Raw genomic sequence first — 24,846 nt, forward strand, 5'->3', positions numbered from 1 at the left:
CTGAAACGGATTTATTGTTAAAACGAGATTTTATATTAAAAACGCACTCCGCAAAGCATTTCCTTGTGTTTGTTCAAAGCCGGCAAACGCAATCCCGTAATTAAGTTTGAATTGAACCTGCCGTCCGGCCGGGCGTAAGACGCAGTCCGCGCAGCACCGTCCGAAATTACCGGCGCTACGATAATAAGAAGATGTAGGCTGCCTTATTTTGTCCGAAGCATTAGCATTCGGACGGCAGCGGAACCATCAACCTTTCCGCCGCATTGTTCTTTATTTCCTTCTTTATCCGAATCCGTCCGCACATGGCTTGAGCTCAAGCATGCAACCTTGCGGATTTCAAATCAAATACTGGTTACACGGGGATTTTCCCATCTTGCCTTTGAAGAGTGCCAACCGGACAGACAGGCCGTCTGAAAAAGATATTCACAAATCAAACGGCCGCTGTTCACGAGGTGACTATGAAAAGAATGTTATTCAACGCAACGCAGGCCGAAGAGCTGCGCGTTGCCATTGTCGATGGCCAAAACCTTTTGGATTTGGACATCGAAACGCTGGGCAAAGAACAGCGTAAAGGCAATATCTACAAAGGTATCATTACCCGCATCGAGCCGTCGCTGGAAGCATGTTTCGTCGATTACGGAACCGACCGCCACGGCTTTTTGCCGTTTAAGGAAGTATCGCGTTCATATTTCCGCGACTACGAAGGCGGCAGGGCGCGTATTCAGGACGTGCTCAAAGAGGGCATGGAAGTCATCGTCCAAGTCGAAAAAGACGAGCGCGGCAACAAAGGCGCGGCGCTGACCACCTTCATCAGCCTGGCCGGCCGCTATTTGGTATTGATGCCCAACAATCCGCGCGGCGGCGGCGTATCCCGCCGTATCGAAGGCGAAGAGCGTCAAGAGTTGAAAGCCGCCATGGCCGAACTCGACATTCCAAGCGGCATGAGCATCATTGCCCGTACAGCCGGCATCGGCCGCAGCGCGGAAGAGTTGGAATGGGACTTAAACTACCTCAAGCAACTCTGGCAAGCCATCGAAGAAGCAGGCAAAGCGCATCATGACCCTTACCTGCTCTTTATGGAAAGCTCGCTGCTGATTCGTGCGATTCGCGACTATTTCCGTCCCGACATCGGCGAGATTCTGGTGGATAATCAAGAAGTTTATGACCAAGTTGCCGAGTTCATGAGCTATGTCATGCCGAGCAATGTAGGCCGTCTGAAACTCTATCAAGACCACACGCCGCTGTTCTCCCGTTTCCAAATCGAACACCAAATCGAAAGTGCGTTCTCACGCAGTGTCAGCCTGCCTTCCGGCGGCGCGATTGTGATCGACCACACTGAAGCCCTGGTTTCCATCGACGTAAACTCTGCGCGCGCCACACGCGGCTCTGACATCGAAGACACTGCGTTTAAAACCAATATGGAAGCTGCCGAAGAGGTTGCCCGTCAAATGCGTTTGCGCGACTTGGGCGGTTTGGTCGTGATCGACTTCATCGACATGGAAAATCCGAAACACCAACGCGATGTTGAAAACGTCCTGCGCGATGCGCTCAAAAAAGACCGCGCCCGCGTGCAAATGGGCAAACTCTCCCGCTTTGGCCTCTTGGAATTGAGCCGCCAACGCCTGAAACCCGCCTTGGGCGAAAGCAGCCATGTCGCCTGCCCGCGCTGCGCCGGTACCGGCGTGATTCGCGGCATCGAATCGACAGCCCTGCACGTTTTGCGCATCATTCAAGAAGAAGCGATGAAAGACAACACCGGCGAAGTGCATGCACAAGTGCCTGTCGATGTTGCTACCTTCCTGTTGAACGAAAAACGCGCCGAGCTGTTTGCGATGGAAGAGCGCTTGGATGTGAACGTCGTCCTGATTCCAAACATCCACTTGGAAAATCCGCACTACGAAATCAACCGCATCCGCATCGATGACGTAGAAGAAGACGGCGAACCGAGCTACAAACGCGTCGCCGAGCCGGAAGAAGACGAGTCCGCCAAACCTTTCGGCAGCGAAAAAGCCAAAGCTTCCCGTCCTGAGCCGGCTGTCAAAGGCGTACGTCATACCCAGCCTGCACCGACGGTTGCTCCTGAGAAAAAAGCCTCTTGGTGGGACAGCTTTAAAGCTTGGTTGAAACGCATTTTCGGTGGCGAGCCTGCACCTGTCGCAGTTGCTCAAGAGCCTGCCGAAAAACGCACTACAACCAACCGTAGCCAAAACAGCAACCGCCGCGCAAACAGTCGCCGTCAAAATCCACGCCGCAGCAACAAAAACGACGGCAGTAAAGTTGAAGTGCGCGAAGTAAATGCCGAAGCTGCCGACAGCAAGTTTGAAGAAAGCAAATCAAACGAAAGCCGCAACGACGAGCGTAAAGACACCCGCCGCAACCGCAACCGTAACAACCGCCGCGATGATCGCAACAACGAGCGCAATCGTGTTGAGGAAGTGGTTGAAGACGTAAACGTTCAGGAAGTGGCTGCACTGGCTGAGATGCCGTCTGAAAACCAAGCGGAACAAAACGGCAATAAACGCCGCCGCAACAACAGTCGCAACGAGCGCAACCGTCATCAACCTGCGGAAAACCGTGTTGAGGACGTGAACGTTCAAGCCGATGGCGAACAGGCGCAAGTCGAAGCGGACGACAACGCCCGCAGCGAAGAGGGTGTGAAAAACAACGGCCGTCAAGGACGCGACTGCAACAACCGTCAGCGCAACAACCGTCAGCGCAACAACCGCAACGACCGCCGTTCTAACAGCAAAAAACGCAATATTCCGTCTTCAGCAAAAATCGAGCAATACCTGAACATTACCGATACCGCCGACAAAGTTCTCTTTGCTGTGGCGCATGTTTTGGGTTTGAACGAAACGGTTGAAGCTGCAAATGCGACATTGTCTTCTGAAAGCGATCAAGCCGAGCCGCTGGTGATTGTAGTATCCGAGCCTGAAGTGACCAGCGCAGAGCCATTCGTATTTGCGATTGAAAGCGAAGACGAGCCTGCCGTAGCGCAAACTGAAGGCGCTGATGCCGAACAAGCCCTGCTTGCTTCTGCAGTCAGCAATGTCAAAGAAGCCATTGCTGCGGTATTGTCTCCAAATGCAACGGCTACTGTTGCATCGGTTGAAGCACCAGCCGAAACTGTTGTCACACAAACTGAAGCCGTAGCTGAAGCAGCGCCTGTCGCAATCGTTGTGCCTGAGAGCTTGGGCGATTTGATCTTCGTTGAAACCGATCCGCAAGCCGTTGCCGCTTTTGCCGCGCAGCCACAACCTGAACCGGTTGCTAAAACACGCCGTTCGGATGTGCCTAAAGTAGAAGTGGAAGACACAGCAGTCGAAATGATTTTGGTGGAAACACGCAAAGACTAAGATTGGTTTTCCAGTTAAAAGCCCGATGTTGAACGCATCGGGCTTTTTTACAGGAGAAGTGCTACGACTATAGGGAATAGTTAAGAAAAGGAAATTTCTTTTGAGGAGAGTGAGAAGTATGAAGCATCAAGAAGTTGGAGTTATCGATATTTAAAGGTCAGAATCATTGCTACCTTGAAAGACTTAGCCTTTACATAGGGTTGGTCCTGTATAAAAAATAAGATCATGGAAGTATGAATATGAAGTTAAGATATTTTGAATTAGATAGACCTTATGTGGAAAATCGCCAAAGGATCGAGGAGTTGATGGACTCAGCTTCATTAAGATACGAGGAGGCCAGGATAGAGGACTACAATCAAAATTGGAAATGCCGTAGAAAAGCGTTTGTATATGAATCGAAGTGTATGACATCTATGTTGGAGCGACTCTTCAAGCCTGTTCCAACTAAGGATTGTTGGAAAATCATCATAGAATGCATGGATAAGGTCTGCAATCCTTGTATCATAAACTTACTTGGTGTCTATACTGTTCAGGTTCCATTTGATTTTTGTACCTATGAAGCTTTAGATCCTGTTGATAAGAAAAAGATGCTCTTGGCTGCCTTAGTCGAAGGGGCAAACCGTGTATTTCATAAGCTTTCTATTCCATTCTGCTTACTTGGGGATGTAGTGAATGAAATAGAGAGAAACCATTATGAAAATAGTTGGGTATGGAAAAAGAAGAAGATTCAATCCACCACTTTTTCCATTCAAGTGGAACATCAGATCGATAAAGTTGACTTGTTTTGGAATATTGAAAATAAAGACAAGAGTATTCGTCATTTGATTAAAACCTGTCCTGCTCATGAAATGGATTATGGCGTTTACCTTGGTAAATTAGAGGTAAATGATAATTTCCTTTATCTATTGGGTAAAAATAATGAGGTCGTAAGCAAGGTTTCTATAAATAAATGAAGGATAGCTGCTTGTAGTTTTTCTTAAACAGCCAACTATGTCAGAGCGATGGAGTTAGAAAAGGCCGTCTGAAATGGTTTCAGACGGCCTTGGTTTGTGTGTGTATGTTTAGGTATTGTGATTATTTTTTGTTCAGAGAGTCACGGATTTCGCGCAACAACAGAACTTCTTCGCTAGGCTCTGCCGGTGCTTCTTCAGCAGGAGCTTCGGCTTTTTTCACAGAGTTGATGGCTTTAACCACGCAGAAGATGGCAGCGGCGATGATCAGGAAGCTGATTACAGTGTTGATGAACAGACCGATGTTCAGGGTAACGGCACCGGCTGCTTGGGCGGCTGCTAAGTTGGCGTAACCTTCTGCAGGAGCGGCTTGTGCGCCGTCTTTCAACGTAATGAACAGGTTGGAGAAATCAACGCCGCCGATCAACAGGCCGATAGGGGGCATGATTACGTCGTCAACCAATGATTTGACGATGCCGCTGAATGCTGTACCGACAACCATACCGACTGCGAGGTCGATCACGTTGCCACGCATAATAAATTCTTTAAATTCTGAAGCGATTGACATAATTAATCTCCTGTATGTGTTTGAGTCAAAATCAGATGTAGTTCAATAAAACGGCAGGCATATTAACGCTTTATCGGTTAAGAAAATTTCAATAATGTTAAATTTTGTATTTCATGCTAAAAATGCCCGGCTTCTATGCCTTCTGTATGAAAAACAGGCCGTCTGAATTTTTTTTGTTACTTTTTTGCACCACTTTTTATCCGTGGCTAAGTATCAGATAATATGAATGTTATCTTTAGAATCAATGCTCTATCGAATCTTTAGGTTAAGGTGGAATGATAATATAATAATGTTGAAAACATAATCATTGAAAGCCTGTAAAGTTAATGTTTCGTATCCGTATTTGACTTTCAGACGGCCTTTTTGGTTATGCAGTTATTCAAGCCATAATGTAACGGCCATAAAAAACGCACTTTCATCATGAAAGTGCGTTTGGAGTGAAAACTGTTTAGTTCTCTTCGTCGTTCAGCGCGTTGATGCTGTAACCGCCGTCAACGTATGTAATCTCGCCGGTGATGCCGGAAGCGAGGTCGGACAGCAGGAAGGCGGCTGTATTGCCGACTTCTTCAGTGGTAACGTTGCGGCCCAATGGGTTGTGGGAAGCGACGTGGCCCAAGAGTTTGCTTAAATCGGCGATGCCGGAAGCGGCCAGGGTTTTGATCGGGCCTGCGGAGATGCCGTTGCAGCGGATGCCTTCTTTGCCCAGGCAGGCGGCGGTGAAGCGGATGCCGGCTTCGAGGCTGGCTTTGGCCATGCCCATAACGTTGTAGTTAGGAATGGCACGAACGGCGCCTAAGTAGCTCAGTGCAACGATTGCGGCGTTGCGGCCCTGCATCATCGGACGGGCGGCTTTTGCCAGCGCAGGCAGGCTGTATGCGGAGATTTCGTGAGCGGTGTTGAACGCTTCGCGGCTGATGCTGTCGAGGAAGTCGCCGCTCAAAGCTTCTTTAGGGGCGAAGCCGATGGAGTGAACGAGGCCGTCCAAGCCGTCCCAGTGTTTGCCCAAGTCAACGAAAACTTGGTTGATTTCGTCGTCGCTGGCAACGTCGCAGCGGAACACGAGTTCGGAGCCGAGTTCGGCCGCCATTTTACGGACGCGCTCTTCCAGTTTGTCGACAACATAAGTAAATGCCAATTCCGCGCCTTGTTCGCGGCAGGCTTTGGCGATGCCGTAAGCGATGGAACGCTCGGAGATCATGCCGGTAATCAGAATTTTTTTGCCTTGCAAAAAGCCCATTTTCTTATCCTTTAGCAGTGGTATTGCGGTTGCATTAAACTGCGCATTATAGCAAAAACCGCTGTTTCGGCATAGAAAAAAACGGATAACCCTTTGTCTTGCCTCAAATAGGGATAAGGTTGTCTGCTAAGGCCGTCTGAAACCTGACGGAACAGCGGCAAAACGTTATACTTGATAGTCTTAATGACCGATGTTTCAGGAGTGAACCATGCCCGAGCAAAACCGCATTCTCTGCCGAGAACTCAGCCTGTTGGCGTTTAACCGCCGTGTACTGGCTCAGGCGCAGGATACGAAAGTTCCTTTGTTGGAGCGTTTGCGTTTTTTGTGCATCGTGTCTTCCAATTTGGACGAATTTTTTGAAGTGCGCATGGCGTGGTTGAAACGCGAAAACAAATTGCGCCCGCATCAGCTGCTCGACAACGGAAAAACCGCGGCCGAAACCATCGAAGCGGTGGCGAAAGAGGCGCAGGCTCTGATCCGCGAGCAGTACGACCTGTTTAACAAAGTATTGCAGCCTGCACTCAGCCGTGCCGGCATTCATTTCTATCGCCGCCACAAATGGACGGCTGCGCAGAAAAAATGGATCGAAAACTATTTCGACAACGAGCTTTTGCCCATTCTCACGCCCATCGGCCTTGATCCGTCACACCCATTCCCGCGCCCGTTAAACAAATCGCTCAACTTTGCCGTCGAACTCGAAGGCACGGATGCGTTCGGCCGTCCGTCCGGGATGGCGATTGTGCAGGCTCCGCGCATTTTGCCGCGCGTCGTCCCCATGCCGTCTGAAATTTGCGGCGGCGATGCAGGTTTTGTGTTCTTGTCTTCGATTTTGCACGCCCATGTCGGCAAACTCTTTCCCGGCATGAAGGTTAAAGACTGCCATCAGTTCCGCCTCACGCGCGATAGCGATTTGACGGTTGATGAAGAAGATTTGAAAAACCTGCGTGCTGCGATTCAAAACGAGTTGCACGACCGCGAATACGGCGACGGCGTGCGCTTGGAAGTGGCGGACACTTGTCCGGCGCATATTCACGACTTCTTGCTTGCCCAGTTCAAGCTGACTTCTGCCGAGCTGTATCAGGTCAAAGGCCCAGTCAATTTGGTGCGCCTCAATGCCGTTCCCGATTTGGTGGATAGGCCGGATTTGAAGTTTCCGCCACGCAATGCAGGCCGTCTGAAAGCCTTGCGCAAAAACGGCTCCGTATTCAAACTGGTCAAACAGTCACCGATCTTGCTGCACCACCCGTATCAGTCTTTCGATCCGGTTGTCCAAATGATACGCGAAGCCGCCGCCGATCCGGATGTGTTGGCCGTCAAAATGACCATCTACCGTACCGGCAGCAATTCTGAGCTTGTGCGCGCATTGATGAAGGCCGCACTGGCGGGCAAGCAAGTTACCGTCGTGGTCGAACTGATGGCGCGTTTTGACGAAGCCAACAACGTCAACTGGGCGAAGCAGCTGGAAGAGGCGGGCGCGCACGTCGTGTACGGCGTATTCGGCTATAAAGTCCATGCCAAAATGGCTTTGGTTATCCGCCGTGAAGACGGCGTGCTCAAGCGTTATGCCCACCTAGGTACCGGCAACTACCACCAAGGCACATCGCGCATCTACACCGACTTCGGCATCATCACCGCCGACGAGCAAATCACTGCCGATGTGAACACGTTGTTTATGGAAATCACAGGCTTGGGCAAGCCGGGCCGTCTGAACAAGCTCTATCAAAGCCCGTTTACCTTGCACAAAATGGTCATCGACCGCATCAAGCAGGAAACCGAACACGCCAAAGCAGGCAAACCGGCGCGGATTACCGCCAAGATGAACTCCCTCATCGAGCCGAGTGTAATTGATGCGCTGTATCAAGCCAGCGCGGCAGGCGTGCAAATCGACCTGATTGTGCGCGGTATGTGTACTTTGCGCCCGGGTGTAAAAGGCTTGTCCGAAAACATCCGCGTCCGCTCCATCATCGGCCGCCAACTCGAACACTCGCGCGTGTATTGCTTCCATAACAACGGCGCAGACGATACCTTTATCTCCAGCGCCGACTGGATGGGGCGCAACTTCTTCCGCCGCATTGAAGTCGCCACGCCGATTACCACGCCTGAACTCAAAGAACGCGTGATCCGCGAAGGTTTGGAAATGGCCTTGGAAGACAATACCCAGGCTTGGCTGATGCAGCCTGACGGCAGCTACGTCCGCACCCAGCCGCAAGACGGCGAGCCTGCGTTTGGTTTGCAGGAAGGTTTGTGGAAAATATACGGACGTTAAATTGAATAATGTCTTAGGCCGTCTGAAATGCAGGTTTCAGACGGCCTTTTTTGATTTTGCCGTTATAATTCCGTTTCCCAATCTTTCAGACGGCCTTTTCCTATGAAATCTTACCCCGATTCCTATCTCCATTTTGAAAACCTCGAATCTCCTGAAACGCAAGATTTTGCCGCCGCGGCGCATGCCGAAACGCGTGCGCGTTTTTTAGAAAATGACAAGGCGCGTGAATTGTCTGACGGTATTTTGGCGCAGTTGCAGGACACGCGGCAGATTCCGTTTTGTCAGGAACACCGCGCGCGGATGTACCATTTCCATCAGGACGCGGAATATCCGAAGGGCGTGTACCGCGTATGTACCGCGGCGACGTACCGTTCCGGCTATCCTGAGTGGAAAATCCTGTTTTCAGTGGAGGATTTCGACGAATTGCTTGGCGACGATGTGTATTTGGGCGGCGTGTCGCACTTGGTGGAACAGCCCAACCGCGCGCTGTTGACACTGAGCAAATCGGGCGGCGATACGGCGTACACGCTGGAAGTGGATTTGGAAGCAGGGGAGTTGGTAGAAGGCGGTTTTCACTTTCCGGCAGGCAAAAACCATGTGTCGTGGCGCGATGAAAACAGCGTTTGGGTGTGTCCGGCTTGGGACGAACGCCAGTTGACCGAATCGGGCTATCCGCGCGAAGTATGGCTGGTGGAACGCGGCAAGAGTTTCGAGGAAAGCTTGCCGGTGTATCAAATTGCCGAAGACAGCATGATGGTGAACGCGTGGCGTTATCTCGATCCGCAGGGTTCGCCGATTGATTTGATTGAAGCATCGGACGGTTTTTACACCAAAACCTATTTGCAGGTGTCGACCGAAGGCGAGGCGAAACCGTTAAACCTGCCCAATGATTGCGACGTAGTTGGCTATCTGGCGGGACATCTTTTGCTGACGCTGCGCAAAGACTGGAATCGAGCGAACCAAAGCTATCCGAGCGGCGCATTGGTGGCAGTAAAATTAAACCGTGGCGAATTAGGCGCGGCGCAGCTTTTGTTTGCGCCCGATGAAACGCAGGCATTGGAAAGCGTGGAAACGACCAAGCGTTTTGTCGTGGCGAGCCTACTGGAGAACGTACAAGGCCGTCTGAAAGCATGGCGCTTTAGCGACGGTAAATGGCAGGAAGTCGAACTGCCGCGCCTGCCTTCGGGCGCGTTGGAAATGACCGACCAACCGTGGGGCGGCGACGTGGTTTACCTTGCCGCCAGCGATTTCACCACGCCGCTGACACTGTTTGCATTGGATCTGAACGTGATGGAACTGACCGTCATGCGCCGTCAGCCGCAGCAGTTTGATTCAGACGGCATCAACGTGCAGCAGTTTTGGACGACTTCGGTCGACGGCGAGCGCATTCCTTATTTCCACGTCGGCAAAAACGCCACGCTCGACACGCCGACCTTGGTTTATGCCTACGGCGGTTTCGGCATTCCCGAATTGCCGCATTATCTGGGCAGTGTCGGCAAATATTGGCTGGAAGAGGGCAATGCCTTTGTATTGGCAAACATCCGTGGCGGCGGCGAATTCGGCCCGCGCTGGCATCAGGCGGCGCAGGGAATCAGCAAACACAAAAGCGTTGATGATTTATTAGCAGTCGTGCGCGATTTGTCCGAACGCAGCATGAGTTCGCCCAAACACATCGGTTTGCAGGGCGGCAGCAACGGCGGCCTGATTACCGCCGCCGCCTTCGTGCGCGAACCGCAAAGCATAGGCGCGCTGGTGTGCGAAGTGCCGCTGACCGATATGATCCGTTATCCGCTGCTGTCCGCCGGTTCAAGCTGGACGGACGAATACGGCAATCCGCAAAAATACGAAGTCTGCAAACGCTGGCTGGGCGAATTGTCGCCGTATCACAATCTTTCAGACGGCATCAATTATCCGCCAGCGCTCATTACCACCAGCCTCAGCGACGACCGCGTCCATCCCGCCCACGCGCTCAAGTTCTACGCCAAACTGCGAGAAACCTCGCCGCAATCTTGGCTCTACTCGCCTGACGGCGGCGGCCATACCGGCAACGGCACGCAACGCGAATCCGCCGATGAACTGGCCTGCGTATTGCTGTTTTTGAAAGAGTTTTTGGGGTAGAAGTAAGCAGCAGGACTGACCGTTTTGTAAAGTTGAGAGACAAAATACTCTTGTTTCGGCAAGTGAAAAGAAGGCCGTCTGAAAAACGAATATTAAAGTTTTTCAGACGGCCTTCTTTTCTTTTAACTTTCAACATATCCCGATAAAATGGACACTTTGTAAGTAATCATTGATGGAAGACGCAATTATGGCAACCGAACCGAACCGAACCGAACCGAACCGAACCGAACCGAACCGAAATTATACACGATTTAGAAAATAATTTCAAACAAAACAACATATTAAAACTCAAACAAATCTTTCCCGAAGTCTTTTGCGAAGACCAAATCGACTTTGAGAAGCTCAAACTCGTCCTTGGCGCAGAAAACCTTGCCGACGCAGGCGAACGTTATCAACTCGATTGGGCAGGCAAAACCGCCGCCTATCTTAACCTGCAAAGCCCCACTTCCCGCACCCTCGCTCCCTGTAAAGAAGAATCCTCAAATTTTGACGGCACGCAAAACGTGTTTATCGAAGCCGAAAACCTCGAAGCCCTGAAAATCCTGCAAAAATCCTACGCCGGCAGCGTGAAGATGGTTTACATCGACCCGCCCTACAATACCGGCAGCGATTCTTTTATCTATCCCGACAAATTCTCTGAAAGCCGCGATGAATACGCCCGCCGCGTGGGCGATACCGACGACGCGGGCTACCTGAAGCGCGACGGCGTATTCCAAGGGGCGTGGCGCAAAAACGGCAAAGACAGCGGCCATTACCACAGCAACTGGCTCTCCATGATGCTGCCGCGCCTGCATCTGGCGAAAACCCTGCTGCGCGAAGACGGCGTGATTTTCATCAGCATTGACGACAACGAACAGGCACAGTTGAAATTGCTGTGTGATGAAGTGTTTGGGGCGGAGAATTTTGTAGCTTGTATTGTAGTAGAGGGGACTCCAAAAAATGATCCTTATATTGTTTCAACGGCACATGAATACTGCCTTGTGTATACTAAAAATTTTGAAAGTGCTAAAGCTGAGAATTATGGAATAAAAAATCCAATCTATGCGGAATTACTTAAAATATTTGAGAAGAATTTCTCACAAGGGAAAAACATTGTTGAAGAAGAATTGCAAAAATTTTACAAGAAAAATCAACTAGCCGATGACAATATCGCTAATTATAAATTTTGTGATGAACATGGTATTTATCGAATAGGACCGATTGATGACCCACAATCATCAGGGGCTACAGATGTTAGGATAAATCCCAAAACTGGAAACCCTTGCAAAATACCAAGCAGAGGATGGAGCTGTAATATAGAGACATGGGAGGAGTGGAAAAAAGATAACTTAATACATTTTCCAGAAAATGATGATAGTTTACCAGCAAAAAAAACTTATGTAAGTACAGAGCGATTAGATGTTTTGCGTGCCTATTTTAAAATGCAAACGCGCAAAGATAGCGATAATTTGAAACGAATGTTTGAAACAGAAATAACAGTCTTTTCCAATCCTAAACCTTTGGAATTGATCAAATCATTTTTATCCATTTGCCAAGATAACCATTTTACAGTTTTAGATTTTTTTGCAGGTAGTGGAACGCTGGCTCATGCTGTTTATGATTTGAATGCAAAAAATCAGAAAAATATTCGTTGGTTATCGATTCAATTACCTGAAGAATTGGATACGCGACAAGCCACATCAAACAAAGCTAAGAAGATCATCTTAGCAGCAATGGAATTTTTAGAAGAGCATGATTTGCCTAAGAATATTGCCGAAATCGCCAAAGAACGCATCCGCCGCGCGGGCAGGCAGATTTCAGACGGCCTTCAAGACGGAACAGGAATAGATACTGGTTTCAAAGTTTTCAAACTTGCCGAAAGCGGTTTCAAACAATGGCGGCAGCCCGAGCAGGCCGATACGGAAGCCCTGCAACGCGAATTGTCGTTGAATATCGATTCCGTGCTGTCTGAAACGCCGTCTGAAAATCTGCTCTACGAATTGATGCTGCGTATGGGTTTGAAGCTGACCTGCAAGGTTTCGTTTTCAGACGGCGTATATTTCGTGGAAGACGAGGATACGGGCGGGCTGTACGCTTTCCTGCTGGAACGTGTGGATCAAGGTTTGATTGATGCCGTGCTGGCGAAGCATCCCGTCAAGGTAGCGGCATTGGACAGGCTGTTCGAGGGCGACGACGCGCTTAAAAGCAATACTGTATTGCAGATGAAGGACGCGGGCGTGATGTTCGAGTGTGTGTAGGGAGAAAACGATGGAACTGAAATTTGAAGAACTGCCCTATCAGCTTGATGCGGTAAATGCCGTTGCGAACCTTTTTGCAGGGCAACCGAACCATGCCCGGACATTTGATTTGACCAGTCAGGGGACAGGGCGGTTTGTCGGCAACGGCTTGGATTTGGATTGGGAAACGCTAGGCCGGAATTTGAATGCGGTGCAAAAGCAAAACGGACAGCCTGAAACGGAAATCGGCGCACACGGGCTGAATTTTTCCCTGGAAATGGAAACGGGGACGGGCAAAACCTATGTCTATCTGCGCACGATTTACGAATTGAACCGCAGTTATGGCTGGAAGAAATTTGTGATTGTCGTGCCGGGCGTACCGATACGAGAAGGCGTGTTGAAAAGCCTGGAAATTACGAAGGCGCATTTTGACGGGGTGTTTGGCAGGCCCGTGATGCGTTATGCGGAATATTCAAGCGGCCGGCTGTCGGACTTGCGCGCTTTTGCGGTAAACGACCACATCGAGATTTTGGTGATCAACATCCAGTCGTTTGAAAAAGATGGAAACGTTATCAATAAGGTAAACGAAAGCGGGGAAGCGCCGATTAAGTTTATTCAGGAAACGTGTCCTATCGTTATTATCGACGAGCCGCAGAATATGGAAACGGAAGGCTGTCTGAACGCCTTGGCATCGCTCAATCCGCTTTTTACCCTGCGCTATTCGGCAACGCATAAAAAACCGTACCACAAGGTTTACAGCCTGAATCCCGTGCAGGCATACAATTTGAAGCTGGTCAAACAGATTGAAGTTTTACCGGTATTGGCGGAAAACGATGTGAACGGCGCATTTGCGGAGCTGCTGGAAGTGAAACAGGCGGCCAAAGGCAGTCTGAAAGCCGATTTGAACATTCATTATCAGGATAAGAAAGAAACCAAGAAGAAAAAGGTATCCGTCAAATATGGAGACGATTTGTTTGAAAAATCGGGCGGCAACGAAGCCTACCGCCACGGTTTCATCATTGACGGCATGGATTTCGAGAATCAGGAATTGGCGTGCTCAAGCGGTAAAACCATTACGCGCGGCGGAGACGGCGACGCGGTGCGCGATGAAATCATGAAAAACCAAATCCGCGAAACGGTAAGGGAGCATTTGGCGAAGGAGAAACGGCTGAATCCGCTGGGGATTAAGGTGTTGTCGCTGTTTTTCATCGACCGCGTAGAGAATTACCGTGCGGCAGACGGAACAGCAGGCAAGTTTGCCCTTTGGTTTGAAGAAATCTATCGAGAGCTTGCAGGCAACACCGATACGGCGGGCGTACACGACGGCTATTTCTCACAAGACAAGAAAGGTCGTCTGAAAAACACCGATGGCACAACGCAGGCGGACAACGATACCTACCGCCTGATTATGCGCGACAAGGAAACCCTGCTTTCCTTCGGCAGCCCGCTGCGCTTTATCTTTTCCCATTCCGCGCTGAAAGAAGGCTGGGACAACCCCAATGTATTCCAAATCTGCACGCTCAACGAAACCCGCTCGCCGCTGAAAAAGCGGCAGGAAATCGGGCGCGGGCTGCGTATAGCCGTCAATCAGGAAGGACGGCGCGTGCGCGATGAAAAAGTGAACATACTGACTGTAGTGCCGAACGAAAGCTACGAATTATTTGCCGCAAATCTGCAAAAAGAATACGAAGATGAATGCGGTATTAAATTTGCCGCCGAAAACATCAAAAACGGCAACAAGAAGAAAAAACAGCTATTTCGCAAAGATTTTCCGCTTGATCCCGAATTTCAGGCAATTTGGGAGAGGTTGAAATACAAAACGCGCTACCGGGTGCGCTTTGATACGGAAGAATTGATCAAACAGGCTTCGGAAGCAGTGGCAAACCTGCCAGAAATCCAAAAGCCGAGAATCCGCGTCCGCAAGGCACAATTGAAACAATCACAAACCTACGGTATCGAAACAGTCGAAATTGCCAGCCGCAGCCGCGAAATGGACGTTCAATGGGAAATCCCGGACATACTCGGCGAGATCCAAAAAAAGACAGGGCTGACGCGGCGCACGGTGTACGAAATCATCACACAGTCGGGTCGTCTGAAAGATGTAACTGGTAATCCGCAACGCTTTATCGACCTTGCCGCCGAAGCGGTAAACCGCAGTCTGTACGCGTTGATGGCGGCAGGAATCGAGTATGAACAAACCGGCAAAGTGTATGACCAAAAGCTGTTGGAAAATATGGTTCGTGAAGGCATTGAGTTTTATGAGAACAGCTTTACATTTGCAGTAAGTAATCCGCAAAAAACCATTTGCGAAAACTATATCCCATTGGATTCCGGGACGGAAAAAAACTTTGCCGCCGATTGCGAGCATTATGATGCTGACCATGAAGGCGGTGTAGCGTTTTATTTCAAACTACCCGGCTGGTTCAAAATCCCTACCCCACTGGGCAATTACAATCCCGATTGGGCAGTGGTAAAACAGGTTCAGGGCAAAGTGTACTTTGTTGCAGAAACCAAAAATACTGGCAAAGGCATTCAGGCTGGTGTGGATACGGACAAACTACGCCAAAATGAGAGGCTGAAAATCGAATGCGGCAAGCGGCATTTTGCGGCATTGGACGGGCTGGAATATCGTGAGACGGATGATGTGGGCAGTTTGGAAAAATAATTGGAGGAAATATTTGAAATTGCATTAAAGCCGTTTGAGAAGCCGATATTAGGGTTTTCAGACGGCCACGATTCACGATAATCAAACTTAACCCTATGATATCAAACAAAAACAAATTCCCGCTTGTAGGTTAAAATCAGCCTATGCTAATATGCGCAACAACAGGTTTTTACTGAATAATCTGTGCTAAAATGCAGGATTAGATGGAAAACTCTATCCGAATTCGGTACAATACCGACGAATCATTTCCCTTAAACAACCTGCCGCAAGGCGAAAAGGAACGACTGACATGTCAAACATCGAACAACAAGTTAAAAAAATTGTTGCTGAACAACTGGGCGTAAACGAAGCCGAAGTGAAAAACGAATCTTCTTTCCAAGACGATTTGGGTGCTGACTCTCTGGACACCGTAGAACTGGTGATGGCTTTGGAAGAAGCTTTCGGCTGCGAAATCCCTGATGAAGACGCTGAAAAAATCACTACCGTACAATTGGCTATCGACTACATCAACGCCCACCAAGGCTAATCGGTCGCACCAAACATCCAGCCTCTGCTGCGCCATCGCAATAGAGGCTTTTACCTTATTATTAAACCCCTGAAATTTCAGACGGCATGAGTTTTGCCCGTTTTACGAAGAAAAAGAGCAAGGCTGCCGCGAAAATCCCGACAACCAACAGCGAGATTATCATGAGTCAGAGAAGAGTAGTCATCACAGGTCTTGGCCAAGTATCACCGGTCGGCAACGACGTCGCCACCGCATGGAGCAATCTGCTCGCAGGCAAAAGCGGCATCGGACGGATTACCCGCTTTGACGCATCCGACATCAACAGCCAAATCGCCGGCGAAGTTCGCGATTTCGACATCGGCCAATACATCAGCGCGAAAGAAGCGCGCCGTATGGACGTGTTCATCCACTACGGTATTGCCGCCGCCCTGCAGGCCATTAATGATTCAGGCTTGGACGATTTGGAAACCCTCGACAAAGACCGCGTCGGTGTCAATATCGGCTCCGGTATCGGCGGCCTGCCGAGCATTGAAGCGACCGGTAAAGCCGTCATCGAAGGCGGCGCGCGCAAAATCAATCCTTTCTTTATCCCAGGCTCGCTGATTAACCTGATTTCCGGCCACGTCACTATTCTCAAAGGCTACCGCGGCCCGAGCTACGGTATGGTTTCTGCCTGTACGACCGGCGCACACTCCATCGGTGACTCTGCACGACTGATTAAATACGGCGACGCGGATGTGATGATTGCCGGCGGTGCAGAAGGCGCGATCAGCACTTTGGGCGTTGGTGGTTTTGCTGCCATGAAAGCACTTTCCACCCGCAACGACGACCCTGCTACCGCTTCCCGTCCGTGGGACAAAGGCCGTGACGGTTTCGTTATCGGCGAAGGCGCTGGCGTGCTGGTGTTGGAAGAATTGGAACATGCGAAAAAACGCGGTGCGAAAATTTACGCCGAAATCGTCGGCTTCGGTATGAGCTCCGATGCTTACCACATTACCGCGCCTAACGAAGAAGGTCCTGCATTGGCCGTTACCCGCGCCCTGAAAGATGCCGGTCTGAATCCTGAAGACGTTGATTACGTTAACGCACACGGTACATCGACTCCTTTAGGCGATGCCAACGAAACCAAAGCCCTCAAACGCGCTTTGGGCGGTCATGCGCGCAAGGTCATCGTTAACTCCACCAAATCCATAACCGGCCACTTGCTTGGCGCGGCCGGCGGTGTGGAAGCGTTGTACAGCGTGTTGGCGGTATACGAGCAAAAATCTCCACCGACTATCAATATCTTTGAACAAGACGTTGAAGCCGGTTGCGATTTGGACTACTGCGCCAATGAAGCACGCGATGCGAAAATCGACGTTGCCATCTCCAATTCCTTCGGCTTTGGCGGTACCAACGGCACATTGGTATTCAAACGCTTCAAAGACTGATAGAAGGTTTTAAGTAGATTGAAAAGGCCGTCTGAAACTAAGTTTCAGACGGCCTTTTTTATTTTAAAATACAAATATTCTTGATAATCTGTATCATTTATATAAAAATATCGACTCCTATCAATATCGCCCGAATTTTATCGGGTAATCAACCCAATTACATTTTTAAGGAGTCTGCAATGAAAACTATTCGTATTCTAGCATTGGCCGCTGCACTGGCCGCCGTGCCCGCATTTGCGTCTGATTTCGGCCATGAACAGGCATTGACCATAGACGGCAAGCCTGCCCATCTGGCAGAAACTTCAGCCCGTATTTTGGCAAACGAAACCCTGACTGCGCCGCAACTGGTCGAAGACATTACCGATGGATTCGGTTCGAAAAAAATTCCAGGTTATAAATTGATGATTATGGGCCGTACTTATTCGGTGGCGGCAGAAACCAAACCGCCGAAAGAGGGCCAAACTCAGTGGCGGGACAATACGTTCATTCATCGCGGCGTAAAACTGTTTGTTGGTATTCCGGTTAAAAACGGCAAGATGGATTTGGCAGCTGCCCGATTGATTAATATCGGCGTGGTTGACGATAACGGTGGTGCTGCGCCTCATGATGAGGGTGAAAAAATCCGTCCGGTCGGCAAACAGCTGATGTCTCCCGATACCAAAGTGGAAAATGTGAAACTCAATATTGCCAAACTGACGTTGCCAAATATGAAATTGGGCGAAACCAGTGGCGGTGGCGTGAAATTGGAAGCATCGGCAACATTGGACGGTAAGCCGATACAGACTAAAATCGACAGCACTTTCTCCCGCTTCTATTCCGCCAAACCGGCTGCTACACGGCCGTTTATGGCAGATGCACGGTTTGTGAAATAATTGCAAAGGCCGTCTGAAATCCAGTTTCAGACGGCCTTTTATTGATAAAACCGATTCAATACCGCATCATTTTGCTGTCCACCTGCATTGCCCAAGCATCAATACCGCCTTGCAGGTTGTAAAGGTTTTCAAATCCGGCGTCTTCTAGATACATTGCCGTGTGCAGGCTGCGGATGCCGTGGTGGCAGTAAACGACAATGGGCAAATCGTCGTCGGGCAGCTCGTTTTGACGCAGGGGGATGAGGTTCATCGGAATATGAATGGCAGCGGGCAGGGTGCAGATGGCGCGTTCTTCATCAGTGCGGACGTCGAGCAGGTGAAATGCGCGGCCTTCGTCCTGCCATTGTTTCAATTCGGTGGGTGAGAGTTGGATGATGTCGGTCATAGGGTTGGGTAAAAGCATGAGGCCGTCTGAATTTTCAGACGGCCTGTTGTTTAAAAATCGAAATCGCCAAACGGATTGGCCGATTTGTCTTCCAAGTGTGCTACGACGGTGTCGAACAATACCTTTTCGGAAAACTCGTTGCCGTTACGCGTCAGCAAAAGCGCGCGTTGTACCAGTTTGCGACCGACAATGACCACCATGCGGCCGCCGTCTTTCAATTGCTCTTTTAAGATTTCAGGCACGCTGTCTACTGCGCCGCCCACATAAATCGCATCAAAAGGCGCGCCTTGCGATGCTTCGGTCAGGCCGTTGTTTTGCACATAATCGACGTTAGCAAAGCCCAATTCGTCCAAAACTTTTTTGGCGCGTTGCTGCTGCTCGGCATCGATGTCGTCGGTGACGACTTTGCCGGCTAATTTGGACAGCAGGGCGGTTGCATAGCCTGAGCCTGTACCGATTTCTAAGACGGTTTCGTCTTTTTTCAGTTTCAAACCTTGAGCTAGGCGGGCAACGACTTTGGGTTCCAACATCTTATGGCCGTTGGCCAGCGGCAGCTCCATATCCGCATAGGCCAAGCCTTGAAAAGCCTCGCCGACGAAATGTTCGCGCCCGATCTCCTCCAAAGCATCCAAAATGTCGAAATCCAAGACATCCCACGGACGAATCTGCTGTTCAACCATATTGAAACGCGCTTTTTCAAAGTCCATATTTGTGCTCCGTTCAATTCTTAATTTTATCGAAACATACATTATAAATCCTTGTCGGAGAGTGTGCCATCTTTCAGACGGCCTCAAGGCTTGTTAATAATTGCCAAGCGCACATATATCCACTAAACTTTCACATTACACCACGCTACAACAAGCAACAACCAACACACGGAGCAATAAAGATGTATCACCAAATCGGAATGTGGGACCAAAAATGGGTTATCGGCAACTGGAAAATGAACGGCCGACTCCAAAACAACAATGCGCTTATGCACCGCTTCCGTGTCATGCCAACCGCAGAACGCGTGTTAATCGGCTTGGCCGCTCCGACCGTTTATCTGTTGCAACTGCACAACGCCATGCAGATTGTTTTGAACAACCGTATCTTGACCTGTGCGCAAGACGTGAGCCGTTTCCCGAATAACGGCGCGTACACCGGCGAAGTGTCCGCCGAAATGCTTGCCGACATCGGTACAGACATCGTCCTCATCGGCCACTCCGAGCGCAGCCTTTATTTCGGCGAGAAAAACGAAATCCAACGCCGCAAAATGGAAAACGTCCTCAACGTCGGCCTGATTCCATTGTTGTGCGTCGGAGAAAGCTTGGAAGAACGCGAAGCCGGTAAAGAACACGAAGTCATTGCCCACCAGCTTTCCATCCTGCAAGGTTTAAACACCAAAAACATCGCCGTTGCCTACGAGCCGGTTTGGGCGATCGGTACAGGCAAAGTCGCCACCGTCGAACAAATCGCCGACATGCACGCATTTATCTACAAAGAAATCTTGTCTTTGTGCGGAAGCGATGTTAAAATCCGCGTTCTTTACGGCGGAAGTGTGAAAGCGGATAACGCAGCCGACATCTTCGCAGTACCTCATGTAGACGGCGCATTGGTTGGTGGCGCGTCATTATCATATGACTCCTTTACCGCCATCATCAACGCAGCACAAGCCTCGTAGAAAACATATGGAAGCCTTTAAAACCCTTATCTGGATTATTAATATTATTTCCGCTCTATTCGTAATCGTGTTAGTATTGCTGCAACACGGTAAAGGTGCGGATGCCGGAGCAACATTCGGTTCCGGCAGCGGTAGCGCGCAAGGCGTATTCGGTTCTGCCGGTAATGCCAATTTTCTCAGCCGCTCGACTGCCGTTGCTGCAACATTTTTCTTTGCGACTTGCATGGCAATGGTGTATATTCACACCCACTCCAGTAAGCATGGTTTAGACTTCAGCGATGTGAAGCAGACCCAGCAAGCTCCTAAGCCTGCAACGCCTGCACAAAACAATACAACTCCTGTTGCACCGAATCCTCAGCAGCAGTAAGACAATTTAATTTATGCCGACATGGTGGAATTGGTAGACACGCTATCTTGAGGGGGTAGTGGCCGTAGGCTGTGCGAGTTCAAATCTCGCTGTCGGCACCACATTAGAAAATCTAACCGCTTTTTAGCGGTTATTTTTTCGTCTTGAGAATCTGCCTTTCATTTATTTTTAGGCCGAGACAGGGAAATACAATGAAGCGTTTGGTTGTCGGCATCAGCGGTGCCAGCGGTTTTCAGTATGGCGTGAAGGCTTTGCAGCTTTTGCGTGAGCATCAGGTAGAAACGCATTTGGTGGTTTCGCAAGGGGCGGAAATGACCCGCGCTTTGGAAACGGATTACACTAAAGAAGACGTTTATGCTTTGGCAGATGTCGTGCATTCCGTCCGTAATGTCGGGGCAAGTATTGCCAGCGGATCGTTTTTGACGGATGGAATGTTGATTGCGCCGTGTTCAATGAAAACTTTGGCTTCGGTTGCTCATGGATTTGCCGATAATTTGCTCAGCCGTGCGGCGGATGTAACGTTGAAAGAGCGGCGCAAGCTGGTGTTGATGGTGCGTGAAGCGCCGTTAAACTTGGCGCACATTGAAAATATGCGCCGTGTGACAGAGATGGGCGGTATCGTGTTTCCTCCCGTTCCGGCTCTGTATCAGAAGCCCGAATCCATCGAAGATATGATTACACACAGCGTGTCTCATGCTTTGGACTTGTTCGGTATTTTTCAAACCGATGCGCCGCGCTGGCAGGGCTGATGTTTCAGACGGCCTGAAAATAAATTTAATACACTGAGAAAGAGGATAAAAATCATGCAAGCGATTCCTACCAATATCGTTAAATTTTTGAGCAATCATCATGTCGTCAGTATTGCCGCTGCGGCAGACGGCGAAGTTTGGGCGGCTTGTTGTTTTTATGTGTTTGATGAAGCCAATGCCCGCCTGATTGTGCTGACTTCTTTGAAAACAAAGCATGGCGGACTGATGAGCCGTTCTGCCAAAGTAGCCGGCACCATTGCCGGACAGCCTGACAGTATCACGAAAATCAGCGGTGTTCAGTTTGCGGCGACTGCCGCTTTGATTGAAGATGAAGCGGATTTGAAAGCGGCGCAGTCTTTATTTTACAAAGCGCATCCTGCTGCTCGAGTGATGAAAAGTGATGTCTGGGTGTTGAATTTGGATAATGTAAAATTCACTGACAATAAATTGGTATTCGCACAAAAAACGTATTGGAATCGTGAGGATTAAGAAAAGGCCGTCTGAAAGATGAAATTTCAGACGGCCTTTGATGCTTTAAGAATTAATCGTGTCCGATGTCTACGGTTTTTTCTTTGTAACGCGTGTCGGGAATCAAGACAATTTTATCGTCCACTTTGCCGATGGCTTTCACGTCTTTGCCCGGATAGTCCAGTTGATGCAGGAAGTAGCGGATACAGTTCAAACGTGCACGTTTTTTGTCGTCGGAACGGATGATGACCCAAGGCGCGTCGCCGGTGTGGGTGTGGAAGAACATAGCGTTTTTGGCTTCGGTGTAGTCGTCCCAGCGGTCGAGTGACTGGATATCCACAGGGGACAGTTTCCAGTGTTTCAGTGGGTCGTCACGACGGGAGATGAAGCGACGGAGTTGTTCTTCGCGGGATACGGAGAACCAGAATTTGAACAGATGGATGCCGCTGGCAACAAGCATACGTTCCAATTCAGGGGTTTGACGCATAAAGAGCAGGTATTCGTTGGGTTCGCAGAAGCCCATTACGCGTTCTACGCCTGCACGGTTGTACCATGAGCGGTCGAAGAATACCATTTCGCCTGCGGTCGGCAGGTTTTGGATGTAGCGTTGGAAATACCATTGGCCGCGTTCGGTAGTAGTCGGTTTTTCCAGTGCGACAACGCGTGCGCCGCGCGGATTCAAATGTTCCATAAAGCGTTTGATGGTACCGCCTTTACCGGCTGCGTCGCGGCCTTCAAACAGGCTGACGATACGCTGACCGGAATCTTTAACCCAGCTTTGTACTTTCAACAATTCGATTTGCAGCTTCTGTTTTTCTTTTTCGTAAACAGAGCGACGCATACGTTGTTTGTACGGGTAGTTGGCAGGAAGCGGTGCGCTGCTGGAATCTTCGTCAGTGCCGCGTCCTTCGTGTTCCAAAACAGCCTTTTCGAATACTTGCAGCTGGTCTTGTTTCTCGCCCAGTTCAACATTCTCGAACGGTTCTAATTGGTGGTCTGCCATAAAGTCTCCTTATCGATTAAGTTTTAAATGATATGGTGTGGTATGACTTGATTTTACCTCTTTATGCTGTGTTAGCCTACATAAAATTACACATAAGCGATTTTTTCCGACTTGTTTGATAATTTTTGTAAAACCAGCGTATAATCAGCCTATTTGTATCATACATCATGCCTTATTTCGCCCTGTTCGACGATGCCGTGAGCGGCCGAGCAAAACTCTATCAAAATCATGTAGAAAGCCATCGGTTTTATCATAACGAACTGGATTCGTTAACAAGTATTTTGCAAGCCGGCTGGAAAAAGGGTTTGCATGCAGTGTTGTTTGCAGACTACGAATTTGGGTTGCCGCTGATGGATATTCCATCTGGCCGCAGTGGCAGTCTGCGTTTGCACTGGTTTGCCGATTGTTCCAAAATCGATGCCGAAAGCTGGCTGGCCAATCATTCAGACGGCCTTGAGGCAGGTATTTCTACTCCCCGATTCTCCGTATCCGAAGCCGATTATCTCGAGCATATCCGTCAAATCCACGAAGCCATCCGCCGCGGCGATACCTATCAAATCAATTACACCGCACGCCTGCACCTGCAAACTTACGGCAATCCGATCCAGCTTTACCGCCGCTTGCGCCAGCCTGTGCCGTATGCCGTTTTGTCTTGTCTGCCCGACGGGGTAGGGCAGGAGGCGTGGACTTTGTGTTTTTCTCCTGAACTTTTCCTCAAAATCGATTTAGACGGCCTGATTACAACCGAGCCGATGAAGGGCACTGCGCCGATTCTTCACGATGGGCAAGATGAACGCCGTGCCGTTGAATTGCAAAACGACCCGAAAAACCGCGCCGAAAATGTGATGATTGTCGACTTGTTGCGCAATGACCTCGGCAAAATCGCGCAGACAGGCAAAGTACGCGTGCCTGAACCGTTTAAAGTTTCCCGTTTCGGCAGGGTTTGGCAGATGACCAGTGCCATCGAAGCGCAGGCGCTGGCTGATGTTTCGGTTGCCGATATTATCCGCGCAGCCTTCCCGTGCGGCAGTATCACCGGCGCACCCAAACGCATGAGTATGCAGATTATTGAGTCCCTTGAATTTGAGCCGCGCGGTTTGTACACAGGCAGCATTGGCTTTTTGCATCCGTGTGATACGGGTTTGGGGTTTGAAGGTGTGTTCAATGTCGTGATCCGTACTTTATCTCTGAAGCCGGTTTCAGACGGCCTTTATCAAGGTGTTTATGGTGTAGGTTCGGGGATTGTGATTGATAGCGATCCGGAGGCCGAATATCGCGAGTGCGGTTGGAAGGCGCGCTTTCTCAATGACTTGCGGCCTGATTTTGGTATTTTTGAAACCATGCGCGTGGAAGACAAACAATGCCGGTTGCTTGATTTGCATTTGGGCCGTCTGAACAGCTCGGCGCAAGCACTCAACCTGACTTGGCCTGAAAACGCAATAGAGCAAATCCAACATTATATAGATGCGTTGCCAAGAGGGTTATTTAGAGTCAAAGCCGCCTTGTTTTCAGACGGCCTCGCATTGAGCCATGCGGCTGTTTCTGAATTGAGTGAACAACAATACGTCATCTTGAGTGAGCACACATTAAGCCAACGCGATTATCTGCGCCGTTTCAAAACCACGCGCCGTGAAATGTTTGACCAAGCGTGGAAAACGGCAGAAGGGCAGGGCGCATTTGACAGCTTGTTTTTCAATTCAGACGGCCTGTTGTTGGAGGGCGGAAGAAGCAATGTGTTTATCAAATATCAGGGACAATGGCTTACGCCGTCTTTGGATTTGGATATTTTGAATGGGGTAATGCGCCAAGCGGTATTGAAGCAGCCGCGGCTTTTAGGTGCGGATACAATCAAAGAAACCCACATCTCGCGTTCTATGTTGGAAAATGCGGAAGAAATCCGCTTGAGCAATGCTTTAAGGGGTGTGTTTGCGGTTTCGCTCCGTAAATAAATAGCGAGGGTCAAATCATCGTGATTCAAATTGTCGTAAAGCGGCAATATCCGATAGAATACGTCATTTCAACATTGAG

Annotated in this window: 20 protein-coding genes and 1 tRNA gene; 15 read left to right on the forward strand and 6 right to left on the reverse strand. The window is 49.6% G+C overall.

Annotated elements, in window-relative coordinates; translation table 11 throughout:
• The first annotated feature begins 458 nt into the window (after nucleotides 1–458).
• Nucleotides 459–3,356, forward strand: a complete 2,898-nt coding sequence (locus ACTHS4_RS04305) for an Rne/Rng family ribonuclease (protein WP_440365538.1) — start codon at nucleotides 459–461, stop codon at nucleotides 3,354–3,356.
• Nucleotides 3,357–3,589: 233 nt separating this feature from the next.
• The gene (locus ACTHS4_RS04310) at nucleotides 3,590–4,309 is read left to right on the forward strand and encodes a hypothetical protein (RefSeq protein ID WP_199900426.1); all 720 of its coding nucleotides are present in this window, start codon (nucleotides 3,590–3,592) and stop codon (nucleotides 4,307–4,309) included.
• Between the two features lie 121 nt (nucleotides 4,310–4,430).
• Here ACTHS4_RS04310 and mscL read toward each other — a convergent pair whose 3' ends face one another.
• The gene (gene mscL, locus ACTHS4_RS04315) at nucleotides 4,431–4,874 is read right to left on the reverse strand and encodes a large conductance mechanosensitive channel protein MscL (protein WP_003748057.1); all 444 of its coding nucleotides are present in this window, start codon (nucleotides 4,872–4,874) and stop codon (nucleotides 4,431–4,433) included.
• Nucleotides 4,875–5,322: 448 nt separating this feature from the next.
• Nucleotides 5,323–6,111: an enoyl-ACP reductase FabI gene (gene fabI, locus ACTHS4_RS04320; protein ID WP_003748060.1), complete on the reverse strand. Its 789-nt coding sequence runs from the start codon at nucleotides 6,109–6,111 to the stop codon at nucleotides 5,323–5,325.
• 208 nt (nucleotides 6,112–6,319) lie between these two features.
• Between fabI and ppk1 the strand changes: the two genes are divergently transcribed.
• A complete protein-coding gene (gene ppk1 / locus ACTHS4_RS04325) occupies nucleotides 6,320–8,377 on the forward strand; it encodes a polyphosphate kinase 1 (RefSeq protein WP_101755779.1) in 2,058 nt (685 codons plus the stop codon).
• A 102-nt stretch (nucleotides 8,378–8,479) separates the two neighbouring features.
• Complete coding sequence (locus tag ACTHS4_RS04330) at nucleotides 8,480–10,495, forward strand: prolyl oligopeptidase family serine peptidase (RefSeq protein WP_070826673.1); 2,016 nt, start codon at nucleotides 8,480–8,482, stop codon at nucleotides 10,493–10,495.
• 281 nt (nucleotides 10,496–10,776) lie between these two features.
• On the opposite strand, the gene ACTHS4_RS04335 is transcribed toward ACTHS4_RS04330, so the two are convergent.
• Nucleotides 10,777–10,932 carry a hypothetical protein gene (locus ACTHS4_RS04335; RefSeq protein WP_371460174.1) on the reverse strand — a complete coding sequence of 52 codons (156 nt, stop codon included), beginning with the start codon at nucleotides 10,930–10,932 and terminating at the stop codon, nucleotides 10,777–10,779.
• A gap of 66 nt (nucleotides 10,933–10,998) precedes the next feature.
• Between ACTHS4_RS04335 and ACTHS4_RS04340 the strand changes: the two genes are divergently transcribed.
• From ACTHS4_RS04340 to ACTHS4_RS04360, 5 genes are all read left to right on the forward strand, one after another.
• Nucleotides 10,999–12,732, forward strand: a complete 1,734-nt coding sequence (locus ACTHS4_RS04340) for a site-specific DNA-methyltransferase (protein ID WP_141761486.1) — start codon at nucleotides 10,999–11,001, stop codon at nucleotides 12,730–12,732.
• Nucleotides 12,733–12,742: 10 nt separating this feature from the next.
• Nucleotides 12,743–15,376, forward strand: coding sequence for a DEAD/DEAH box helicase family protein (locus ACTHS4_RS04345; RefSeq protein WP_440365539.1), 2,634 nt, complete (start codon nucleotides 12,743–12,745; stop codon nucleotides 15,374–15,376).
• A 289-nt stretch (nucleotides 15,377–15,665) separates the two neighbouring features.
• Nucleotides 15,666–15,902: an acyl carrier protein gene (gene acpP, locus ACTHS4_RS04350; protein WP_003679644.1), complete on the forward strand. Its 237-nt coding sequence runs from the start codon at nucleotides 15,666–15,668 to the stop codon at nucleotides 15,900–15,902.
• A 161-nt stretch (nucleotides 15,903–16,063) separates the two neighbouring features.
• Nucleotides 16,064–17,311, forward strand: coding sequence for a beta-ketoacyl-ACP synthase II (gene fabF / locus ACTHS4_RS04355; protein WP_440365542.1), 1,248 nt, complete (start codon nucleotides 16,064–16,066; stop codon nucleotides 17,309–17,311).
• 179 nt (nucleotides 17,312–17,490) lie between these two features.
• Entirely contained in the window at nucleotides 17,491–18,183 is a 693-nt protein-coding gene (locus ACTHS4_RS04360) for a hypothetical protein (protein ID WP_440365540.1), read from the forward strand.
• 55 nt (nucleotides 18,184–18,238) lie between these two features.
• Here the strand turns inward: ACTHS4_RS04360 and ACTHS4_RS04365 are convergent, their stop codons facing one another.
• Together ACTHS4_RS04365 and ACTHS4_RS04370 are read right to left on the reverse strand one after the other, a co-directional pair.
• Complete coding sequence (locus ACTHS4_RS04365; RefSeq protein WP_003679997.1) at nucleotides 18,239–18,568, reverse strand: rhodanese-like domain-containing protein; 330 nt, start codon at nucleotides 18,566–18,568, stop codon at nucleotides 18,239–18,241.
• A gap of 50 nt (nucleotides 18,569–18,618) precedes the next feature.
• Nucleotides 18,619–19,275, reverse strand: coding sequence for a protein-L-isoaspartate O-methyltransferase family protein (locus tag ACTHS4_RS04370; RefSeq protein WP_070826676.1), 657 nt, complete (start codon nucleotides 19,273–19,275; stop codon nucleotides 18,619–18,621).
• 182 nt (nucleotides 19,276–19,457) lie between these two features.
• On the opposite strand from ACTHS4_RS04370, the gene tpiA reads away from it, so the two are divergent.
• The 5 genes from tpiA to ACTHS4_RS04395 all read left to right on the forward strand — a co-directional run bounded on the left by tpiA (nucleotide 19,458) and on the right by ACTHS4_RS04395 (nucleotide 21,836).
• Nucleotides 19,458–20,231, forward strand: a complete 774-nt coding sequence (gene tpiA, locus ACTHS4_RS04375; RefSeq protein WP_004519014.1) for a triose-phosphate isomerase — start codon at nucleotides 19,458–19,460, stop codon at nucleotides 20,229–20,231.
• A 7-nt stretch (nucleotides 20,232–20,238) separates the two neighbouring features.
• Entirely contained in the window at nucleotides 20,239–20,598 is a 360-nt protein-coding gene (gene secG, locus ACTHS4_RS04380; protein WP_004519013.1) for a preprotein translocase subunit SecG, read from the forward strand.
• Between the two features lie 15 nt (nucleotides 20,599–20,613).
• Nucleotides 20,614–20,699 (forward strand) — tRNA-Leu (locus ACTHS4_RS04385).
• 90 nt (nucleotides 20,700–20,789) lie between these two features.
• A complete protein-coding gene (locus tag ACTHS4_RS04390) occupies nucleotides 20,790–21,347 on the forward strand; it encodes a UbiX family flavin prenyltransferase (protein WP_070826677.1) in 558 nt (185 codons plus the stop codon).
• Nucleotides 21,348–21,401: 54 nt separating this feature from the next.
• Nucleotides 21,402–21,836, forward strand: coding sequence for a pyridoxamine 5'-phosphate oxidase family protein (locus tag ACTHS4_RS04395; protein WP_070826678.1), 435 nt, complete (start codon nucleotides 21,402–21,404; stop codon nucleotides 21,834–21,836).
• 52 nt (nucleotides 21,837–21,888) lie between these two features.
• On the opposite strand, the gene ppk2 is transcribed toward ACTHS4_RS04395, so the two are convergent.
• Nucleotides 21,889–22,818 carry a polyphosphate kinase 2 gene (gene ppk2 / locus ACTHS4_RS04400; RefSeq protein WP_036492084.1) on the reverse strand — a complete coding sequence of 310 codons (930 nt, stop codon included), beginning with the start codon at nucleotides 22,816–22,818 and terminating at the stop codon, nucleotides 21,889–21,891.
• Nucleotides 22,819–22,985: 167 nt separating this feature from the next.
• Here ppk2 and ACTHS4_RS04405 point away from each other — a divergent pair, with 167 nt between their 5' ends.
• Complete coding sequence (locus ACTHS4_RS04405; protein ID WP_440365541.1) at nucleotides 22,986–24,767, forward strand: chorismate-binding protein; 1,782 nt, start codon at nucleotides 22,986–22,988, stop codon at nucleotides 24,765–24,767.
• Nucleotides 24,768–24,846 lie beyond the last annotated feature (79 nt).

Origin of the sequence: Neisseria sp. P0014.S009, assembly GCF_051958155.1 — a bacterium.
Taxonomy (GTDB): Bacteria; Pseudomonadota; Gammaproteobacteria; order Burkholderiales; family Neisseriaceae; genus Neisseria; species Neisseria flavescens_C.